This is a genomic window from Amycolatopsis speibonae (assembly GCF_042647925.1).
In the GTDB taxonomy this organism is placed as follows: domain Bacteria; phylum Actinomycetota; class Actinomycetes; order Mycobacteriales; family Pseudonocardiaceae; genus Amycolatopsis; species Amycolatopsis speibonae.
Window position 1 is genome coordinate 94,224 of record NZ_JBHRWK010000038.1, and the last position, 21,354, is coordinate 115,577.

Annotated in this window: 13 protein-coding genes and 1 pseudogene; 12 read left to right on the forward strand and 2 right to left on the reverse strand. The window is 64.2% G+C overall.

What is annotated here, in order from left to right; all coding sequences use genetic code 11:
* Positions 1-16 precede the first annotated feature (16 nt).
* Positions 17-3,202 (reverse strand): BTAD domain-containing putative transcriptional regulator, encoded by a 3,186-nt coding sequence (locus tag ACFOSH_RS24610; protein ID WP_378241404.1) that lies wholly within the window; start codon positions 3,200-3,202, stop codon positions 17-19.
* A gap of 650 nt (positions 3,203-3,852) precedes the next feature.
* Here ACFOSH_RS24610 and ACFOSH_RS24615 point away from each other — a divergent pair.
* The 10 genes and pseudogenes from ACFOSH_RS24615 (at position 3,853) to ACFOSH_RS24660 (ending at position 13,239) form a co-directional block, all read left to right on the forward strand.
* On the forward strand, positions 3,853-5,091 hold the full coding sequence (locus ACFOSH_RS24615) for a helix-turn-helix transcriptional regulator (protein ID WP_378241500.1): 1,239 nt from the start codon (positions 3,853-3,855) through the stop codon (positions 5,089-5,091).
* A 201-nt stretch (positions 5,092-5,292) separates the two neighbouring features.
* Positions 5,293-5,655 carry a hypothetical protein gene (locus ACFOSH_RS24620; RefSeq protein WP_378241405.1) on the forward strand — a complete coding sequence of 121 codons (363 nt, stop codon included), beginning with the start codon at positions 5,293-5,295 and terminating at the stop codon, positions 5,653-5,655.
* A 107-nt stretch (positions 5,656-5,762) separates the two neighbouring features.
* Positions 5,763-6,293 carry a hypothetical protein gene (locus ACFOSH_RS24625; protein WP_378241406.1) on the forward strand — a complete coding sequence of 177 codons (531 nt, stop codon included), beginning with the start codon at positions 5,763-5,765 and terminating at the stop codon, positions 6,291-6,293.
* Positions 6,294-6,310: 17 nt separating this feature from the next.
* Positions 6,311-6,490, forward strand: a complete 180-nt coding sequence (locus tag ACFOSH_RS24630; RefSeq protein ID WP_378241407.1) for a hypothetical protein — start codon at positions 6,311-6,313, stop codon at positions 6,488-6,490.
* Between the two features lie 559 nt (positions 6,491-7,049).
* Positions 7,050-7,421 carry a thioredoxin family protein gene (locus tag ACFOSH_RS24635; protein ID WP_378241408.1) on the forward strand — a complete coding sequence of 124 codons (372 nt, stop codon included), beginning with the start codon at positions 7,050-7,052 and terminating at the stop codon, positions 7,419-7,421.
* 46 nt (positions 7,422-7,467) lie between these two features.
* Positions 7,468-7,926 (forward strand): annotated as a pseudogene (locus ACFOSH_RS24640) (peroxiredoxin); the annotation flags it as partial.
* Positions 7,927-8,320: 394 nt separating this feature from the next.
* On the forward strand, positions 8,321-8,956 hold the full coding sequence (locus ACFOSH_RS24645; protein WP_378241409.1) for a helix-turn-helix transcriptional regulator: 636 nt from the start codon (positions 8,321-8,323) through the stop codon (positions 8,954-8,956).
* Positions 8,957-9,060: 104 nt separating this feature from the next.
* Entirely contained in the window at positions 9,061-9,681 is a 621-nt protein-coding gene (locus ACFOSH_RS24650; RefSeq protein WP_378241410.1) for a helix-turn-helix transcriptional regulator, read from the forward strand.
* A 513-nt stretch (positions 9,682-10,194) separates the two neighbouring features.
* Positions 10,195-12,762, forward strand: a complete 2,568-nt coding sequence (locus tag ACFOSH_RS24655; protein ID WP_378241411.1) for a LuxR C-terminal-related transcriptional regulator — start codon at positions 10,195-10,197, stop codon at positions 12,760-12,762.
* Between the two features lie 18 nt (positions 12,763-12,780).
* The gene (locus ACFOSH_RS24660) at positions 12,781-13,239 is read left to right on the forward strand and encodes an SsgA family sporulation/cell division regulator (RefSeq protein WP_378241412.1); all 459 of its coding nucleotides are present in this window, start codon (positions 12,781-12,783) and stop codon (positions 13,237-13,239) included.
* A gap of 74 nt (positions 13,240-13,313) precedes the next feature.
* Here ACFOSH_RS24660 and ACFOSH_RS24665 read toward each other — a convergent pair whose 3' ends face one another.
* Positions 13,314-16,037, reverse strand: a complete 2,724-nt coding sequence (locus ACFOSH_RS24665; RefSeq protein ID WP_378241413.1) for an ATP-binding protein — start codon at positions 16,035-16,037, stop codon at positions 13,314-13,316.
* Between the two features lie 232 nt (positions 16,038-16,269).
* Between ACFOSH_RS24665 and ACFOSH_RS24675 the strand changes: the two genes are divergently transcribed.
* Both ACFOSH_RS24675 and ACFOSH_RS24680 read left to right on the forward strand, forming a co-directional pair.
* The gene (locus tag ACFOSH_RS24675; RefSeq protein WP_449224194.1) at positions 16,270-18,666 is read left to right on the forward strand and encodes a right-handed parallel beta-helix repeat-containing protein; all 2,397 of its coding nucleotides are present in this window, start codon (positions 16,270-16,272) and stop codon (positions 18,664-18,666) included.
* Positions 18,667-18,722: 56 nt separating this feature from the next.
* Positions 18,723-21,188 carry a hypothetical protein gene (locus ACFOSH_RS24680; protein WP_378241414.1) on the forward strand — a complete coding sequence of 822 codons (2,466 nt, stop codon included), beginning with the start codon at positions 18,723-18,725 and terminating at the stop codon, positions 21,186-21,188.
* The last annotated feature ends 166 nt before the right edge of the window (positions 21,189-21,354 follow it).

A 21,354-nucleotide genomic window follows, 5' to 3' on the forward strand; every position in this document is an offset into this window, starting at 1 on the left:
CGCAGCTTGCCAGCCGTCATGCGATCGTCCGTTGTCGTTCGGTGGCGACACGTTGTTTCGCACGCCGGGCGTCCAGCACGGCACCGAGCTCGTCGTAGCCACTCAACGCCACGTACAATGCCGCCCCGGCTTTGACCATTTTGCCGCTTCTCGCCAGCAGCGCCGCAGCGTCCTCCATGGCCTGAGCTTCGCCGAATCGGTTACCGGATACGCGCAGCTGAGCGGCCGCGGTGAGGGCGCTAGTGGGGTCTCCGTCGAGCAATGCCCGGCACCTCAGGGCGGCTGCTTCCTGACCGGGAGTACGTTCACACAGCACTGTCGCGAGCTTGGCGTGGTCGTGTTCGTCCAGGTCGACAGCAAGCCGGACCAGGCTCGGCATCCAGGGGCAGACGGCTCCGTTTTCGACCTCCAGCATGCTCGCGAGCAGGCTGAACGCGACGGTCGGCCGATTCTGCATTTCGGCCAGTAGCGCGTTGGTGGCGATGATGAAATCAGTGCCGTCGGTACCGAACTCGCCGGCAGGTGCGAGGGCCCAGATGGACATCAGATGGGTACGCGCGTCCTCCGGGGAGCCTCGGTGCGCGGCGATCGCCGCCGCGACGCCGCTGAGCTGCCGCAGGGCCGTCGGATGGCCCAGTGTGTGCAGTGCGAGCGTCGGCCCCCCACAGAGCCGGTGGGTGAGTTCTGCCGGCGGGTCGTCCCATCGGCCCAGCCAGTACGAGTCCCTGGCATTGAATTTCGGTGACGTCCGCTGTGCGGGAATTCGTGCCACGGCTTCGGCACCCTCGGACGTACAGACCGGCCACCACTCCACTCGCGTCCGGGACAGGAGGGCTTCGTGCAACGGTCGCCAATGCGCAGGCGTGTCGTGGTCGCGCAAAGCTTCCTTGACCTTCCTTGCCGCTTGGTCGACGTCGCCGCGCAGCACGCGCGAGTACGCCAGAAGCCAGCGCATCTCCGCCACCACATCCGGGTTCTTGGTTCGCGCGGCGACCTGGCCCGCTTCGGTTGTGAGGTCTCGTTCGAGCCAGAGCATGATTCTCGCCGTCGCGACTCCGAGGTCCTCGCGAAGCGCCGGAGGAACGGTGCCCGAGGTGTTCACCTTCTGGAGCAACCGCATGGCGGACAGAGGTACCCGGCCCGCGAGGTTGTAGACCTCGCGGGCAAGCCATTCGCAGATCCACTTGTCGACGGGTATCGGCGCTGCCAGAAGCTGGGAAGCCACGCGCTCCATCGGAGCGCCTGCCGACGCGAGGGTCTCCGCCAGTTGCCTGTGCAACGCCAGGCGGATCGATGTCGGTGTCCGGGCGTACAACGCTTCGCGGATGACCGGATGTTTGAAGGTGAGCTTGCCGCGCGAGCGGACCACCAGACCAACATCCTCGACTTCGCGGAGAATGCGGTTCAAGGCCTCCGCGGGACGCCCCAACGCAGCCGCGAGATCGTCGTGTGTGAAGTAACGGTCGAGCAAGGCCGCCCAGCGGAGAACCTCCGAAGCGGCGGAGGACAGAAAACCCAGCTGTCGGTTGAGCGCGTCCAAGGCGGTCTGAGGAATCGCCGGCCTTCCGTCTGTGCCGACGGGCTCAGGCGCCTCGTTCCCACCAAGTGCCCGAACGATCTCCTGAACGAAGAGCGGATTCCCCGCCGCGGTCCGGCCGAGTTCGAGGAGAGCCGGCCCCGGGGCGGCGCCGGTGAGACCAGCGAGGAGGTCGTGCACTTCGTCCGATGAGAGCGTTGACAGTTTGTGGACGCAGGTGCCCGTTTTCGCAACTTTTGAACGCAGCTCGTTGAGCTGGTGATCGCGGGGCATTCGTCGGCTCACGCCGATCAACAGTAGAGGAGCCCGAGTGCATTCGGTCGCGAGCCGCTGCCAAGTTAAGAGACTCTTAGGATCCGCCCAGTGCAAATCATCCATAACAAGGATGATGGGATGTTCGCGGCACAGGTCGATGACAAGATCGACGATCAGGTCTACCGCCCCGAGGAGGGCTTCGTCGTCGTCAGGAGAAATATGGCGAATGGCGCGTGCCGCCTCGCGGCGGCGGGGATCCGGCGAATTCGTCCCGATGCTCAGGCAATCGAGAATGAGCCGTAGTGGGACACGCTGACCCGGTTCATCCGCGGAAGCCATCGCGATCTCGCAGTCCACGACGTTCGCGAGACCCGAAGCGATCAGCGCCGACTTGCCAATACCGAGTTCACCCTCCAGCCACAGGGAGCTCCCGTGCCCGTTGGCGAGCCTGCTCAGCGATGTCCTGATGGAAGCCAGTTCGCAACTCCGGCCGACGAGCAGGGCGGGAGGATCGACCTGCGGTGGGCGTGCGGTGATCGAAGGGCGCGGTGTGCAAGCCAGCTTTCGCCACAGTGCCGGATCGTCGACTCGGATCTGCTCGTACCGGTGAGTAAGGTCGGCTCCCGGTTCGATGCCGAGTTCTTCGATGGTGTTGGCCTGAAGTCCTTCGAACACCCGCAGTGCTTCGTTTCGCTGTCCACATCGGTAAAGCGCGAGTAGATGGAGACTTTGCAGCCCTTCTCGCATCGGGTGAGCCGCCGCGAAGGGGTGGAGGTCGGCAAGCACCTGCTGGTGTTCGCCGGTGTCGAGCATGAGCTTGGCGCGCCGTTCGACGGCGTCGAGGCGTAGTTCTTGCAGTCGTTCACGTTGAGTCGTCGCGAAGGGGCCCGTGAGGCCGGCCATGGGGTCGTCACGGAAGAGTGCGAGCGCCTTGTCCAGCGCGGAGAGTGCGCCGGCTGTGTCTTGGCCGCGCTGGCACATTCGCGCCCGTTCGCGAAGGTTTTCGAACCGGACGACGTCGATCGATTCCGCGTCGACGCGGAGGCAGTAGCCCGCGCCGCTGGACGCCAGCACCTCTGCCGCCTCGCGTCGGGTGCGCTCGGGATCCAGCGCGGACCTGAGAGAAGAGATGTAGGTGTAGATGCTGCCATTGGCGCTGGACGGTGCCTTTTCGCCCCAAATGGCGTCAATGAGCTCGGTGCGCGTGACAACTTGGTTCGCATGCAAGGCCAGGACGGCCAGCAGGGTTCGGCGCTGGGCCGACCCGAGTACCACTTCCTGGCTGCCGCGCCAGGCTCGAACCGGACCGAAAAGGTCAAGTCGCAACCGCATCTGCGCCTCCGGCGGTGTGCTACAAAAGTGCCAACCGTGCTGAGATCCGTGTCTTATCTTGTTGGTGAAGTTGGTCATCAGTTCACTCGGATGATCGTTGACGACGTGAAATGAGGATCGTCCGGTTACGTGGCGTGTGCGTCATCCAAGGTGAGATACTGTGGTTTTCCCACAGGTTGCGACACGAAAGCGAGAGGGATTTGTGTCCATGGCGAAGCTTTTCGTGGCGGGCGGGCGGGCGGCCGTCGAGATACGGCATACATATGAACTTTGATGACATGGGTTAAGTCGACGTGTATCCGGCCGCCTGTGACTAACTGTGACTAACCCGACAAGGTGAGGCTGTCTCCTTGATTTCGAGGTCGAGGCAGAATTTGTCGTTGCCAAGATCGTCAATGGTCGGCACTCCGTGATGGTGGGCTGGTGTTGGCCACTCTCACGGTCTGCTAGCCCTCTTCAGAGATTCTTAAGACGATCCGTTTGCCCTGGGGGTGGGGCCATCGGGCATCGAAGATGCCTTGGCTCATGGCGTGTGCCGATCGGGTGCAAGCCGCGGTTCCGGATCGTGTCGGCGCAGCTGACTACGCTCTGTGCCCGCTGGCCGGGTTGGGACAAGCTGTGAGGAAGCCAGGCGGTGACCTGAACGAGCCCTACCGGCGGTACTGTCACCACATGGTCAGCGTCTCAAGCTGCGGAAACCCGACTGCGGCTGGGAGGTGTCGGGCGTGATGGAAGACAGGTCGTCGTCGAAGGCTCCCGCCTGGATGGCGTCGGAGTTCGGATCCTTCTGGCAAACCTCGCCTACATCGCACGAAGAATGCGCGGCCGAGAGCGCACTAGGGTTGCTGGCTCGGGGTGTCGACCGGACAGGCGCCGTCCAGCGCGCGGAGTCGGCGCTCGGGAACGCTTCCTGCCTGGCCAGGCCTCGCTGTCTGTGGCGTGGAGTCACGGTCTTGCTGTGCGCGGGTGAACTGGTCGGCGCGGATGCTCAGCTCCGGCGGCTGGAGAATACCTGTGACGACCGCTTCGCTGACATGTTTTCTTTGCTGCGTGCTACCCATGCCCGACTTGCCGGGGACCTCGCGGGCGCGCAGGGATCGCTGGCTCCGCTCGTCACGATGAAAGCGGCGCCGTTCATCCGCCGGGTCGCCATGCCGTTCCTCTTGGAGACGCTCGCAGTGGCCGGCGAGGTCGAAGAAGCTGATGCGTTGCTTCGCGAGCATGAGGCCGGGCAACGGGCAGCCGGTGAGCAAACTCTCCGTCCTTTGATGCTGGCAACGCGAGGCATGGTGCACCTGGCGGCCGGCCGTTACTCAGAAGCCGTCGAGGACTTGTTGCCGTGTGTACGGCTCCCTGCCGCTAATCTGGCGGCCCACCCTTCCGTGATGCACCGCCGCGGACTGGCCGCGCTGGCCGCCGGCCGTGGCGGACGCTCCCAGCTCGCCGACGCCTTGGCGACCGAGGAGGAGGAATCTGCGCTGATATGGGGCGCGCCGGCACACGTCGGATGGGCGCTCTACGTCCGCGCGATCGTCGACGGGCCCGCGGGGGCGACTGGCCCTCTTGTCGACGCCATCGAGCTGCTGGAAGTCTCCCGTACCCGGGTCGGGCTCGCGGAGGCGCGCTACGAGCTGGGGCTCCGGCTCGCCGGGGCCGGTGATGACATCACGGCGAAGGTGCAACTCGAACAGGCCGAGCGGTCGGCGCGGCAGATCGGGAACAAAAACCTGGCAGCGAGAGTGGAAGCCGTACTGGGTCGGCTGGCGCACGCGAGCGCGCCTCGCTCGCTGACCGGGCAAGAGGTGAAGATCGCCGAGCTGGCGCGGGCCGGCTACACCAACAGGCGGATCGCGGAGAAGCTCTTTCTCACCGTCCGTACGGTGGAATTCCATTTGTCGAACGTCTACCGGAAACTCGGTATTGCCGGTCGGCGAGAGCTGATGTCGGGCACATTCAAGCTGACGTGACCGTCGGACGGTCCCTGGTGCGAAGTCGCTGTGACCGGGGAGTATTGCGCCAGGTAACCGTGGAGTCACCGCATCGAGCGTGAAAATACGACTGAACGGAGGTGGACGGTATGGTGATACCTGGGAACAATGAAAGCAGGTCTGCTAATCGAGACTCGACTATCAGGCAGGGAAAGAGCGATAACAGTGAGGTGGAACAGCGTGGAGCAAAAAGGTCGGTCCGGTGAGTCGGCTGACGGTTCGAACGAGGCCGCTATCGGCTCGTGCGGCGGCAACGGCACCGGCGGCGCCCCGGCCAGGCCTGCGTTCGTGATGGTCCCAGGCTTGGAGTTGGCAATCTGGCTCGACCGCTGCGTCGACAAGCTGATCAAGGACAATCCGGACTGCGGTGATCTTCGGGCAAGTGAACAGCGTCTAGATCTGCTGACCGGCCTCTGCAACGCGGCTGACGCGCTCCGGGCGTCGGACCGCTGCGACCATGAGCAAGCCGAGCGTCAGCTCCGGTCGGCCGTCGGTATGCTCCGGAGGATCGACCTGGAGAAATTCTCACTGCCTGTTCTTTAAGTAAGGTACCCGTGTTCTGGAGACCTTCGCGCAGAACACGGTGACAAAAGTCTGTAATCTTCCTGTGGCTACGTGTCCAGGGTAGGAACACGCAGTAAACAACTTGCATGTCAGCCAGCAGCTCCGAAGGGAGCCAACCGGATCGCGTCGAATGCGCGCTCGACGCCGAGCATCCACATTTCCGCATCAGCGAGGGAACCACGCTGATCAATCCCGGGGTCTCAACCGCGACCGGGATGGTCACAGCTTCGGCGGGCAAGCTGCGGATGCAGATTCCGGTGGGTATGAACAGGGCGACTCTTGTTGTGGAGACGTTTCGCGGAAGTCCTGTCGACCTGATCGACACCTACGACGACGTGATCGAGTTCGGATACTGGTCCGCGACGGGTGCCGTCGCGGTGCTGGACTGGTCGCTAGCCCTGCTCTGTTGCCTGAGCCCCTTGCCTATCGGCGCAGGGGACTATCGCATGCGCTATCACGTGAGAAGTGGTGGCCCGGACCAAGGTGCCCTAGAGGCAGAGATGCTGATCCAGATCTGGCCCGGAGCACTGGGGACTGAGAAAGAACTCAAGATCACCAGCCAGTTCGGCCACTTCTGGCAACCTGGCGAACGCCTGCGGCGCAGTATGGAGCTTTGAGCGTACATGGCGCCTCTGTGCTGGCCGGCTTCCGCCATGTGTCAGATCTTCCTCTCGGCTCGGCCGCACGTGCGCCGCTGTGGGAGGCGGAGACCGTGTTCATTTTCGGGCAGTCACTGCCCAGCGATGCGCTCGCCTTTGTCGAACTTTATGATCTCCCCGCCGGAACCGACGCGGCGATGACCGGACGCCAATAAGCCTTGGTGGCCATGAATGTCGGCCCGGCCCGGCGCGGTGCACGCTGCCGACGAGGGAGAGCGTGCGTCGCTCCCGGAAGGCACAAAATCAAAGCCATAAGGGCAAGAATTCTGTACGAACATCTCAATTGTCCGCCCTGTGCTTCCCGTCGAGTGACCGGAGTTGAGCTAATGGAGTTCTCCTGTTTCCTATATCCGCTGAGGCTCGGGTGGGATTCAGAGTGAAGGGAGGCGTGGCATGACGCTGCCGCAACCCTGTAACGTCCGGTCAGGTGTGCCAGGCACCGTCCGTTTGCGTCGGCCGCCAGTGGGGATGGCGGGTGCTTTGGGGCACTTCGTGCCGATGCTCTCGCGTTCACCGCTTCCGTTCGCTGTCCGGCTGTGGCGACACGTCCTTGGCGTGTCCGCGGTCGTCGTCGCCCTACGCGGGGCGCTCGCTTCCTGTGGTCTTTCGGGCTACCTCCGACCGGTGGCGGGGCGTTCCCGGCGAGCCGAACGGAAGCCGCTCGGTCTCATCGAGGAAGTCGATCTCCGACCGAAAGAACGGGAGGTTCTGTAAATGCCCATCGTCGGCCGGGAAATCGTTGCACTTGATGTCGACAAGTTTCAGGAGATCGTCAAGTCCGACGATGTTGTCATCATCCACTTGTCCGCTCAATGGTGTGGTCCCTGTCGCGCGTTCACGACGGTGTTTCGCGAGGCGGCGGGTAATCATGACGATGTCGTTTTCGCTTCGCTCGACACCGACTCGCAGCCGGAGCTTGGATCGGCATTCAATGTGAACTCGATTCCTGCCATTGCTGTGATGCGTGGTGGCGCGCTGATTTTCACGCATGAGGGCTCGGTTGGGGAAGCGGCTCTGAACGACGTGATCCGCCAAGCGCGGGCGATCGAAGTCGGTGAGGTGCACCGGTCCGTGACTTCGGGGTGAATCGGATCCCTGTAGGCATTGCAAGCCAGGTCGGAAGGAATATCGTGTGGGCTTAGGAATCGGATCGCCGGCACCAGACTTCACCCTTGAGGGAAGCGGCATGAAGCCGGTTAGCCTGTCTTCATTCGCCGGCGACAAGAGTGTCTTGCTGGTGTACTACCCGCGTGCCTTCACGCCAATCTGCTGCGGGGAACTATGTCAATTGCGGGATGAGGTGGACCTCTATCAAAAGTATGACGTACAGATCATCGGGGTATCCGTCGATTCCCCGTTCTGTCTCAATGCGTGGGCGCAAGAGCAGGGTTACCCGTTCCCCTTGCTGTCCGACTTCTGGCCGCACGGCGAAGTGGCCGCCGCCTATGGGGCGTTCGACGACTTGGCCGGTGTCGCCCGGAGGGGAACTTTCCTGATCGACACCGACGGCATCATCCGGTTCGCTCAGGTGCAGCAGGAGGATGTGGCCCGCGATCAGGATATGTGGAAAGACGAGGTCGCGAGGTTGCTTGGCCCGCAGAATCGGAAAAGTTCTCAGGTTTCGGTTCCTGTGGCGCCCGGCAACTGGATCTCCCTTGTCGGTGGAGGCCTGGAGGTTTCGTAGTGGCATGCAGGGGGGTGCGTGGAGCGTCAGGGGTCCCGATGGCGCGAACCTGGCGCCCGTCGACCTCTCGTGGTTGGGGACTTGGGGCGGAGTTGATCATTTGAGCACCGCCGAAAGGTGCAATCTGGTAGCGGGCATATAACTGTAAGTGACCGAGTTTCGTCACCTCGGGGACTTGCGGCCTGAGAATGCATCACTCGGTCAGTGGTCAGCAGGGATTGCGAAGCGTAATATAGCCGCTGTGAAGTGGTCGTCGTCAGGCTTTCGCTGCATCTCGGGAGAGATCGGAGGGAGCAGGGCAATGGACGCAGTGAAAGTCCTGGTGCACGCGGCTGATGGGTTCACCGAGGCCGGGGTGAACGCCATGCTGGGTGCGAGCGAACTGTTGCGTGTGGTTCCGGACAGCCGAACCGCTCCTCCGGACGTTGTCGTCGTGGCCGTCGATGATGTGGTGGGGAGTAGCACCTTCGCGTTCCTTCGGCGGTTTCAGGGAGCGGGGAAGGGGAAGAGTCCTCGAGCCGTTGTGATCGCCAACCGGTTCCGTTCCGAAGACATGCTCATGGCGGTCGAATGCGGAATGTCGGCTTTGCTGCCCCGGGCTGAGGTCAAGGATGGGTCGTTGGCTGCGGCGGTTCTGGCGGTGAGTCGCGGTGCGGCGTTGATACCTCTCCAGCTCCAAGGAATTCTCCTGAGCCAGATAACCCAGTTACGGTTACAGGTTCTCGCTCCTGCGGGCCTGACCCTCACCGGGGTGGAGACTCGCGAGCGCGATGTTCTGCAGCTGATCGCGGCCGGCTACCAGACCGACGAGATCGCGAAGCAGCTCACCTACTCCGAAGGCACAGTGAAGAACGTCTTGTACGGCTGGATGGCGAGGCTTCACCTCAATTCACGATCCCAGGCGGTCGCCTACGCGATGCGTGCCGGCGTGATCTGACTCTGGCTCCTTGAAGGGCAGGTGCGGGACCGGCGGGCACCTCGCTCAGTATCCCACTGTTAGTTAGGCTCTGTGGGCTGTCGCTTGATTGTGGAGGACTTCAAATGGAAGCAGTACGAGTAGGAGTCCACGCGGCCGACTCGATCACGCACACTGGGTTGACCAGCTTTTTGCGCACGCGGAGCGAAGTCGTGGTCGTCGACACTGACGAGCTGACCGATCGCGATGTATTGGTTTTTCAAGCGAACCGGATCACTCCTCAGGTGATGGCAGAACTCCGTGCCGAAGATCTGGACTCAGTGCCCAAAGTGTTGGTAACGGATGAACTGAAGGAAAGCGATGTGGTGGGTGCGGTGGAATGCCGCGTCGTCGCGGTGTTGTCGCGTAGCCGGACTTCGGGGGATCGCTTGGTGGAGGCCGTTGTCGCCGCCGGTTCTGGACGGGGCCTCATTCCCCCGGAGTTGCTCGGGCGGCTGCTCGACAGTGTTCGTCGACTGCAGCACGACGTGCTCGCGCCACGGGGTCTTGGTGCCGCAGGGCTGACCGCACGTGAGGTCGACGTGCTCAGGCTCATGGCAGAGGGTCGGGACACCGCTGAGATCGCGGAACTGTTGTGCTACTCGGAGCGAACGGTCAAGAACGTGGTCTACGAACTGACCAACAGGTTGAAGCTCCGGAATCGTCCGCACGCGGTGGCTTATGCGATGCAAGCCGGGGTCATCTGAACCGGTCGGTACCCGGTACCGACACCTCACCGGTAGCACCAGTCACTCGAGACCCAGAAACCACAAAACTGCGCCACGGTAAAAGTGCTCACTGGGCTGTGCGGATCTATCGTCCTGTGTGCAGGTCGGTCCGCCGAGGTATGAAAGTTCTTCACAGCACGCCCGGGCGCGAAACTTTCACCTGCTCGCAAGCTACCCGAAGCAGCGCTCACGCTTCCCTCGTCGGCGACAGGCATTCCCAGACCACTGTATGCACCTCGCCGGATGGTCTCTTTCCCGCGACACTCGAGGTTTTGAAGTCGCGAACTCGCAGGTCGGCGAAGGATAGAGTTTTTATTGAGTCGCCCTTGATGAGATCAGGTAAGTCCGCGGTGAAGGCGGACGGATTCGGGCCACGGTCCGAGGAGCCGGAGCCGAAGGGACGGCGAGATGAGGCGTCAGCGGTGTGGGCTGGTAGGTCGGCGAACGGAGCTCGCCGCGATCGTCGACGCGCAATCCACTGAGGACTTCACCTTGGTCTACGGCCTGCCCGGCTGCGGGAAAACCGCGGTGCTGGAGGCTGCGAGCCGCTTCCTGGCCGAGAAAGGGACACCGGTTCTCGCCGTGTCGTTTCCGGCGACACTGCCCGATTGGGATCTCTTCGGCATCCGTGCGCTGCTGATGGCGGTCCGCGAACAGTACGACGACTTCGCCACGGACAGCCGGCTTCCGGCCGCGCTCGAAAGCGTGAGCCGATTGTGCACAGAAGAGGACTACGCGGATTCCTGGCGAAGGTTCTGCTTACTCCATGCCGTCGGGACCATGTTCACGCGCCTGAGCAGGACCGCGCGGGTGACGGTCGTGCTCGATGGTGTCGACAACTTGCCCGATCCCGTTCCGGCGGTGATGGCGATCCATCGTGCCGGCCACGCCGTGATCGCGTCCTGCCGAACCTGGTCGGCCGCGCCGCCGGATCTGTTCGACGGCGTCACCGTTGTGAGCAAAGTCGAGTTGGGCCCGCTTCCGCATGACGACTCGTCGGCTCTCTTACGGCGCGTTCTGAACGCACCCGTTTCGCCGAGGGCCGAGCAGACATTCCGGGAAGCACTCGGTCCGATGTGGGGTAATCCGAGCGCCGTGCTGTTGACAGCGGCCGAACTCTGCGAAATCCGCGGGCTCGAGGTCGTCGATGGTCTCGCCTGTCTGCGGGCCCCGGACGCGCCCATCGCGCTGCCCTCCGAACATTCCATCTACCAAGTTCTCGAGCCGTACGAAGAACTCGGCAAGCACCTGATCTTGCTCGCGACGAGTCCCACGGGTCTGTACGTCGAGGACATGCCACTCCTCGCGAAGGAAGGATTCCGGACGAAGGGCGCGGGACGGGCGGTCGACGCGTTCGTGCGAGCCGGCCTCTTCGAGTGTGAGGCATCGGGGAGGATCCGATGCCGGGTTCCTGCCTTCGGAACCGGAGTCGTTCGGGGAGCAGCCGGGGACACGCGGCAGCGGCTCCGTAGCGGGATGGCCCGTAGGCTGCTGGTGAACGAAAAGGCCGCAGACCATCAGCCCGCGATGCTCGCCAGGAGCATCGCGGCGGCCGGCCGGGCTCTGAGCCGTCGGTCTGAGCTCGTTGACGTGCTTCGTGCCGCCGAGTGTTCTCTGCCCGCGGATTCCCCCGCACGCACCGCTTACCTCTACGCGGCCTGGTGGCATGCCGATCGGGGGCTGCATCGCACCGAACGCCTGCGGGAACTCATTCGCCACCTCGTCCGCATCGCCGACTACGCGACCTTGACCACGATCGTGATCGAGGTGTCGAACGATGGGCCGGCAGACGGAGCGCGGGACGCGCTCGCGTTCTCGGCGTTCATGTCGGCCGTGCATCTCGGCCGTCCGGTCCCCTCGAACGTACGCGACCTGCTGAACCACGAAGGCAGGTTCCCGATGACGCTAGACCTCGCCGATCGTTGGTTCGCGGGTGAGAGAATCGGGTCGGACGAGCTGGCGGACTGCTTGCTTCCGGTCTGGCGTCAACTCAGCTTCGCCGCACCTCGGGATGGATTGCGTTTCGGACGAGTCGGACGTCTCGACGTCCGGCTCGCCGACGCCTGTGCTGCCGGGGACCTTGTGCCGGTCCTCAGAGCGGTGCTGGGCAGGGATTATTGCGTGCCCATATCGGGACCGCTTGCCACATACAGCCGTGCGCTCGCCGCGCATGCGGAGGGACGTTGGGACGAAGCACTCGACGCGGTACACGGACTCGAGCTTCAGGACAAGGTGGACGAACGCAGCCGTGAGCACACTCGATTGCTCGCGGCAGAGATGTACGGATGGCTGGGGCAGGACCGGCAAGCGGTCGCCTGGCTGGCCAAGGTGGCTGAGAACGGCCATTTCCCACTTCTCCGGGCTTGGGTGGAATCAGGTCTGCGTCGTCGCTCGGGAGACCTGCGTGAAGCGTTCGAGGGCGGTTGGCGTGTCTGGAGCACGGACTCGGCCACGGGTGACGAGATCGGTGCTGCCCGCCTGCTGTTCAGGCTTGCCTGGTTCGCACAGCGTCTCGATGGCCAGGTCTCGTGCGGCGCCATCGCCGCTTCCGCCGAGGCGTGGCATGGCAGGCAAAGGTCCCGGCGCTCGTCCGAAGTGCTGACGTTGGTGCGCGGTCTCGCCATCGGTGACGAAACAGGGATCCGCAGGCTGGAAGAGCACGCGCGGAAACAGGGTGACCGGCACGGGCTCGTGTTGCTCAGCGAAGCCGCGGCGGCGCGTACCTCCGATTGCCCTGAGATCTGGTTGCGCGAGGCGAACGAACGTCTCCGCATCGGTGCCGCCAAAACAGGCATCACCACGAAATCCGCTTTGGACAGCCGCAAGATCACCGACGTGGTGAAGGTGGACGATCGCGGACAGTTGTCGGAAACCGAGCTCGAGATAGTGGGCCTCATCCGAGGTGGGCGGACGAATCGGCAGATCGCCAAGGCGGTCCGGATCAGCGAAAAGACCGTCGAAAGGTACCTGACCAGGCTCTACAGCAAAGCAGGATGTCGGACGAGACATGGTTTGGCGATGTCGGGTTTGGCCAGGCAGCAGGACGCCATCGGCGCCTGACATCTTCCGGGAGCAGGGATGGACATGAATCAGTTCTCGTGCAAAGCCACCGGCAACGGGACGCCACCCGGACACAACGGGCATGAGCATCCGGTGGCGTTGACCCTGCTGTCGTTCGGTGAGCCGGTCGTGGTGGGGGCGTTTTTGTGTTACCACACCGCCGATCCGATCGCTGTGACGGTGTCCTTCAGCACCAGCACCAGGGTCCCCATCGATTGGGTCTTCGCGCGTGACCTTCTCGCTGAGGGAATGGTCGCCTCGGCAGGTAAGGGAGACATCCGCATCCGGCCGTCGGATCAGGAGGACCGGCTGGTCATGTTCCATCTGGAGACACCGTCGGGAAGTGCGGATTTCAGCGCGAACAGAGATCAGTTGGACGGGTTTCTGAAATGCACGGCCGAACTCGTGCCTTTCGGCCACGAAGCGAAGTGGTTGGACATCGACTCATCGATCACGCGGTTGCTCGCCGATGAGTAGTGACGTGCCTGGTTCGTGAAGGATTTTCGGCGACGGACGGACCTCGCCTCTCGTCCGGCAGGGCTCTTGGCCGGTCAGAACCGGAGGCTGCCGTTCACCATGGCGGTGGACAGTTCGATGCGAGAGCAGTATCCGGTCCGGCTGAAGAGCCGGCTCAGCCGTCCTTCCACGCTCCTCTCGCTTGCACTGAGCACAGCGGCGATCTGTTTGTTGCTCAGGCCTTCTGCCGCGAGCACGGCCAGCAGGTGCTCGTTCTCCTCGACCGTCTTTCGCCTGCCGGGTACGGCGATGCCGTGTTCCCGCATGAGGCTGCGGGTCTGGGCCCGGAGAAGAAGAGCGCCCAGGTAGCCGAGAAGCTCGTACGCTTCAGCGAGCAGGGGTGGACTCGCGACTCTGTGTTTGACCAGACGAACGATGGTCAATGCCAGTTCCAGCGGCTGGTCGCGTTCGTACGCGAGTCGCAGTGAGCGGGCCGCGGCGTTCCGATTCCCTGAAACGACTCCTCGGACGAACTCCGCCTGCAGAATGGCACGACCGGTGGCCAGAGTGGCGGCTAACCGCTCCGCGGTCGCTTGGCACCGTTCGGCGGTTTCCCGGTCGCCGAGCCCCAGAGAGAGATCGGCCAGTTCCGCGCAGGCGAGGTCAGAGCCGACCACCAGCCCGCGTTCGCCTGCGGTGGCCAGGGCCGCGGTGAACCGGTCCGCCGCCCTTCGATCGTCTCCGAGGGCACGGTCGATCTGTGCCTCGGTGAAGTCGAGCAGGTGGGCAAGTACCGGTGTTGTGGCCCTCGCCGCGGTCAACAGCGCGCGAGCTGTGGCGAGTCGTCCCTGGCAGACGAGGCCGGACACGGCGGCGTGGTACATCCCGGCGGTCGCGGCATCGAAGCTGGTACTCGACTGCTCCGCCACGATCCGGCAAGCCAGTTCGGTCGCGATGCGGAATTCTCCCCTGAGGGCAGTGGAAAGCACCTGTACACAAGGCCGTGTATTTTCCCACGAGAGATCTTCGGCTGCCAGCAGTTCTTCGGCGCGGGACAGTTCGCCGGTCATGAGCAAGCCGGTCAGATGGTTGTCGACCTGCTCCATCCTGTATCGCGGGATGTCACGGGCCGGCCAGCTTTCCCGCTCCCGCAAGCTTTGCTCGAAGAGCTCCGGCCTGCCTTGCCAGAGTGCCCCGGTCGTCTTGATGAGCCGTGCGAGCACCGTTCGGCATGGTTCGCCCGGGAGTGACGACTCGGCGGCCAGGTGCTGTTCGGCGTCCGCCCAGCGATCGAGCACGGCAGAGGCGAGAGCACGGATCACCGTTCGTGAGCCCGGTGTGCCCGACAATCGGTGGTCGCCGTTCGCGATCTCCATCAGGGCCTCGGTTTCACCGAGTTCGTTCAGTCCGTGAATCAGCAGTGACTGGCTCTCGATGAGGCTGTCCGGATTCAGCTGGTCCATGTATTCGTCCAGAAGAAGCCGAGTACAGTGGAGGGCTTGCCGGTGGTCTCCATAGCGGTGGTAGCCGGAGGCGAGCATCAACAGCGACTTCGCACGCTGTGTCCGGTCGTCGGTGAGTTCGGTGGTGGCTTTGAGCCAGCGAAGTGTGGATTCGGGGTAAGTGTCCCGGACCGCGGTCGCCTGCGTGAGCAGCTCTTCGGTGGCTCGTACAGGATCGATCAGGCGTCCCGCGTCGGCAAGGAGATTCCCGCGGAGATCCGGATCAGTGCAGGTCGCGGTGCCCGCCCAGAGGGCGTCGACGGCGATCGCCGCCAGTTCCCGGCGTTCGCAGGGGCCAACGGAATCAGCGAGTGAGATGGCGGACAGTGGGACGGTGAAACGCCAGGAGCCGCCCTTGCGCCCTCGATGGAGCACCCCTGCCCGGCGCAGGACTTCCAGCAGGTCCAGCGTCTCTCGCTCGTCGGTCCCGATCGCCTGTCCGATGAGCCGGGGCATTGCCGGCCCGAGTGGAAACAGGATCGCCGCAGCCTTGGCCGCTTCCCATACAGCCCGTCCCAGCGCCCTGACCCGCTTGGCGTACTCGCTTTGCGGGAATGGTTCGGCCTCCGCCGTTCCTGGAACCAGGTACGCCGACCGGTCCACGACCTTGATCGCACCGCGTCGGAGTAGTAGGTCCGTGGCCTCGCTCACGGTGGCGTGAACGCCTCGGCTGAGGTCGTGCACCCGTGTGATCAACGCAGGCTCCGGAGTGGCGAGAAGCGTGGCCGCCAGTCTTTCCGCGACTTCTTCCTTACCCATGGGTTTCACACGCAGTGTGCGGACCAGGTTCTCTTCGCGAAGACGAGCCAGTGATTCGGGGCCGTATCTTGCGGCGTCGCCGCCCGCCGGGACACGGAGGGCTCCGACGCACGTCACCTGCATACCGTCGATTATGCGGAGCAGCCTTTCCAGCACAGCGAGCGAGTTCCTGTCGATCCACTGCAGATCGTCGAGCAGGACGATGCCTTCGCCGGTCCGCTGCAGCGCCATCGCCGCGGCATGGGCCGCGCGCGCCGCCACCGCCGGTTCATCGGCGGCGTTCGCCACCGGGCCGATGGGTGCCCAGACCGGCTCCCCCCGCATCGGGCCCCGCAGCTGTGTCGTGGAGATGTGATCACGGCCGTTACCGTCGAGGGTGAATCGAGTGGGAAGGACGTCTCCTCGAGCGGTGAACCGCATCGCCGAGACATGTCTGCCCGCAGCCTCGTACTTGTCAGAGAGCGAGGCCAATGTCGAGGTACGCCCCGCACCGCGGAGACCGGTGAGCAGCACCAGGGGCGGCCCGCCCGCCTGGACGGCGTCGATGATGTCCTCCACCCCAGACATCATCGACGGTACTGATCCCAGGAACGTGAAACTGCTGCCAGTGAGGTGTTTTCGTCCAGGACTGTGCCCGAAGTTCCCGAATCGACGCCGGCGTCCGCACCCGAGGCGGTGTGGAACGTCCATCCGATGGATAGAGATTTCGTTGAGTCGGGCATGGTCAGCTCATACCTGCGAGAAGTCCATGGTGGGCGTGTGAACGACGATGATGAAGGAGTGCCGGAACGTGAGCCAGAACGTCGTCATGGTCACGCAGACGCCAGGACACGGGTACCGGAGAATCGGCGACGCCGTCGCCACAGCGCCCGAAGGTGCGCTGATCGTCGTGGGGCCGGGGCGTTATAGCGAGAACCTCGTCTTGTCGAAAGCGGTGACCATCACCGCGGAGGACGGCATCGGCTCGGTGACGGTCACCGCTGCCAGAGGTGTGGCGGTGACGCTGACGGCCCCGTCGGCCGCGCTTTCCGGAATCGCGGTGGTGGCCAAGGACGCCGACAACCCGGCGGTCTTCGTGGAACAGGGGCAGCTGAGCCTGACGGAATGCTCGCTGCAGGGGGCGGGGTGGTCCACGGTCTTCGCTTCGGGCCAAGGCACCGTCCTCATGCGCGGCTGCGAGGTGCGCAACGACGTCGGCGCCGGCGTCGTGGTCACTTCGCCCCATGGCGGCGTACTCGAATCCTGCCGGTTCGACGAGATCGGCACATCCGCCGTTGTGGTCGCCGACGACGGCGCCCTGCTGATTCGTGCCTGCACGGTCGTCAAGGCAGTGGCCAACGGTATCTGTCTCAACGGCCGTGGCCGGCTGACCGTCGAGGACACCGCCATCTCCGCCACAGGCAAGCCCGCGGTCGCGGTCGAACAACAGGCGGCTATCGCCGCGACACGACTGACCGTATCCAGTGTCGACGGCATCGGTTTCTATCTTGCCAGCGGCGGTACCGTCACGCTCGAGGACTGCGTGGCGGAGCGCTTGGGCGCCGAAGGTTTCTTTGTCGCGGAGGGGTGTAAACCATCTCTGCGGAGTTGCCGGGCGCGATCCACCGCTTCGCGTGGAGTGCATTTCGCGGCTCGGTCGGGTGGCAAGGTCATCGATTGCGAAATCTCGGACATCGACGGGATCGGAGTCAATGTCACCGAGCGTTCGACACCGGAGTTCGACCGTCTTTTCGTCACGGGTTGTTCGGCGACCGGAGTGCGGGTCTCCGATGCTGCCGATCCGTTCTTTCGCAGGTTGCGGGTGCAGGGAACGGACGGCGTGAGCATCGAGGCCACCGGTGGTGGCCGCGGAACGTTGGAGAACGTGGAGGTCGACGGGGGCGAGGTAGGGCTGCGGGTGATCGGGGATTCACGGCTCTCGGTGAGCGGGCTCAGTCTGCGGAACACCGCGGCCGCTGGTGTGGAGGTCTTCGATGCGGCACTGGCCTTGGCCGACAGCGCGATCGACGGCTCTGGGGGAAACGCCGTGCATGCGGGAACCGGTGCCAGCTTGTCCGTTCTTCGCTGCCGTGTACACAGCAGCGTGGGTGTGGGCTGTCTCTTCGCCGATGGCGCGGCGGGCACGGTGTCCGAGTCCGAGTTTTCGGGTGGCAAATCGGATGGGATAAGGCTCGACACGGAGGAATCCGTGCGTGTGGCGAACTGTACCGTCCGGGACAACCAGGGCAGTGGCCTCCGTCAGGCACGTCCGGGGACGGGCATCGAGGTTCTCGATCTCATCACCAGCGGAAATCTCAAACCGGATGCTTATGGGACATCCGCTTCGGCAGGAGTGACGGAAGTCCCCTCGCCCGCGCCGGAGCAGCGTGCGACCGTCGCGGATCCTCTTGAGCAGTTGCAGGCTCTGGTCGGGCTGGCCGGGGTGAAACGTGAAGTGACCTCGCTGATCAATCTGAACAAAATGGCCAAGCGACGTCAGGATGCCGGGTTGTCGGCGCCGCCGATGGCCAGGCACCTGGTGTTCGCCGGGGCGCCGGGCACCGGCAAGACCACGGTCGCGCGCCTCTATGGGCAGGTCCTCGCGCAGCTCGGAGTGCTCCGGGAAGGCCATCTGATCGAAGTCGCCCGTGCCGATCTGGTCGCACAGATCATCGGAGGCACCGCGATCAAGACGACGGAAGCGTTCAACACCGCGCTCGGTGGTGTCCTGTTCATCGACGAGGCGTACACCTTGAGCTCCAGCAAGGGAGGCAGCGGCCCGGACTTCGGCCGTGAAGCCATCGACACCCTGGTCAAGCTGATGGAGGACCACCGGGAAGACGTCGTGGTGATCGCCGCCGGCTACTCGAACGAGATGTCGAAGTTTCTCGAGTCGAACCCCGGTATGGAGTCCAGGTTCAGCCGGACCATCGAGTTCGCCAACTACACCGCGGAGGAACTCGTCACGATCGTCGAGTCCCAGTGCGCCAAACACGACTATCTCCTCGACGACGAGGCGGCAGGGGCGCTCCACGTGTACTTCGAAGAGATCCCGAAGGACGGCACTTTCGGAAACGGCCGGACCGCCCGGCGGGTGTTCGAACGGATGACCGACCGGCAGGCTTCACGACTCGCGGAAGCAGAGTCGGTGAGCCAGGTCGACTTGAAGTTGCTGACGTCCGATGACCTCGAAACCGGTGTGAAATGACGCGGACACTAAGGGAAACCAGGTCGCCGGGACGAACTGCCGAGGCAGGAGACGAAATGAATCACAAGCCTGCGGAACAGGCGGCTGGCGACCTCGTCGTCGAATGGTACGGCCGACACCTGCTGGTCCGTCGCCACGACGAAGGAAATACCTTCATCGGGTCGTTCGGCTGGCCGGAACCGGTTCCGGCGCAGGTCTTCGTGTTGGTGTCACCGGAAGCTGCGCGGGATCCTTCAGCCGTCACGGTTCTTCCTTCGCTGTTGTACCGCAAGCTGGTCGCAGGTGACAACGCGTCTGTGCGGATCGGGTTGCCGGGGTTGGGGAAGGACCCGCTCGTTCCGCAGGCGTTGGCCGACGTGCTGAGCAAGGATGTTCTCGCGCCGGACGGAGCTTTCGCCACAACACCAGGAGCGGCTCTCTTCGCCGGGTACGGAACCGGTGGTACAGGGTGGACGCGCTTCCGTCCGGGCCGTACTTCGTCACCCGGTGGACAGCGTCATCCGGTACCGGAATGGGAAGATGCGTTGCCGGAAACGCCGGTGACGGCGGCCGGTGTGACGGCCGAGCCCATTCCCGCGGGCATCGTGGTGCGGCGTGCCCAGGGGCGCCCTGCGACACCGACGGATCCTGCCTTCGGTATTCCAGTCGACCTCGCCGCGGCGAGGATCGTCATCGGTGGGGACAAGGATGTTCCGGAGCCCGCAGCCGCGGCGGCTCTGGTCGCCAAGCTGCCACAGGTGACCACGCAGCTCGTTGTCCTGGCGCCCGCGGCCGGTACACATTCGTGGTTGAGTGCATACGCCAGGTCACTTGGCAGGGATGTCGTCGTCGTGGGTTCGGTGGGATTCGTCCAACCTTTCGTGACGAAGCTGAAACAGCGCGTCGACGGCTTCCAAGAGATTCTGCAAGCCGCGGAGCCGCCGCCGGGGTGGCAGCGCCGTGACCACTCCGGTTACCGGCTTGGTGCTGTGATGGCAGACGTCGTGCCTTCCGGTGTGGTACTGCGTATGGGGATCGCCGACCCCGCTACTCGACGACAGCCTTTCGCACCCGACACGTGGACCCTGTATCTGGGAACGCCGGGCTCACCGATCGAGCCTGATGTGCTTTACGCCGCTGAATCACTCCTAGGCAGTGTCTCTCCCGAGACCCGTCGATGCGCTCGGCTGCAGCTGCTCGGTGTGTTGGACGACAGGGCCAGGGAAATCTTCGATCGCACGCCGGACGACGCTAATGCGGAGATCAAGGTTCAACCGACGGCTGGTGCTGAGCCGTCGCGACCGGCTCCGCCTGCAAGCCCTGTGCCGGTGATGCCGCGTGCGCTCATGGTGTCGGCGGCACCGGTGGCCACCGTGTCCGGCTCGCCGGGCGCTGTTCCGGCGAGTCCGCCGGAGACCACCGCGTCGCTGCCGGCCGAGGTCGAGCAGCCGCCCACCGGTGTAGGCCACCAGGCCTCCGAGCCTTCCCGATGGCAGGCCATGCCCCCGCGACCCGCTGTACTGGCCGAAGCGGCTGTAGAACGAGATCGCGTATCGGAAACCGGTAGTCGAGTGGAGACGGACAGGGGGAACGCCGACGACGATGTTCTGGCGTCGCCTTTCGATGGGAATGCTCCCGTCGCCGTATCCGAGCCGATGGTGGCCACGGTCGAGTCTGGCGCGTCGGTACGCTCTGGTAAGCCACTCGCCATCGCCGACAGGGCAAGCACCGGGGCCGAGCAGATGCGGTTCACCGCCGCCGCCGGCGACATCTACAGTGAGGCGCTCGCGACTGTGAACGCCGCTTTGGCCACCTGGCCGTCGATGCGGCAAGAGGACACTGCCGGCGTCAAGGCCGACTATGTGGCTGTATGTCTCTACTTGGGGCGTGGGCTGGGGAACTCAAGCGAGTTGAACGCGGCCGTCCGGGGCGGGAATGACGGAGCAGTCGATGGATATGTCCATTGCCTCGCGTCGGGTCTGCGCCGGCTGCCCACACACCGGCGCGCCGTGCTCCGCCAGGGCGCGGCCGCGCAGTCGCCCGAACGGACCGTGGATCCGGGCAAGGTCTTGACCGAGCCGGGCTTCTTGTCCGGTTGCACGGATCTCGACGTGGCGGTGCCGGGCGCGGATCTGGATGTCCTCATCTGGCCCGCGTCGGCTCGGCGGACCTCGGAATTGAAGATCGGCCAGTCGGTGAACGAGGTCGTCTTTTTCGCTGGAGCACGGTTCAAGGCGCTGGCCATCCGAACGGCTGAACAGGCGGTTGAGGCCGAGGACGGGAATCTGGCCGTGCCCCGGACCGCGGCTCTATTCAGGGAACTCGCCCCGAATGAGTCGGTTCCTTCGACCGGTGAACTCGACGAACTCGATCTCGCGGTGCTGGCGAAGCTCGATCGAGCGCTCGAGCGCAGGCGTCGTGGCTCGCTGAGGCTTGTCGATGAACCTGAGACGAGGGACCGGTTGACGACCTCCCTGCTCGAATGGCATGAGGACATGGTTGTTACGGCATCGGCTGCTCGAACGGCTACTTTGGCGTCTTAGCAGGGACTCCGTCGGATGTGCGACCGCACCCCGGCGGGCCTCTGAGTCAGACGGCATCGACTGAGTGTACGAAGCGAGTACGACGTGGCATACACCTGATCGAGTGTCAATGGCCCCCTTGACATGACTGCTGACGCCGAGAAAAGTCGCTTCCTGGGTCAGCGGG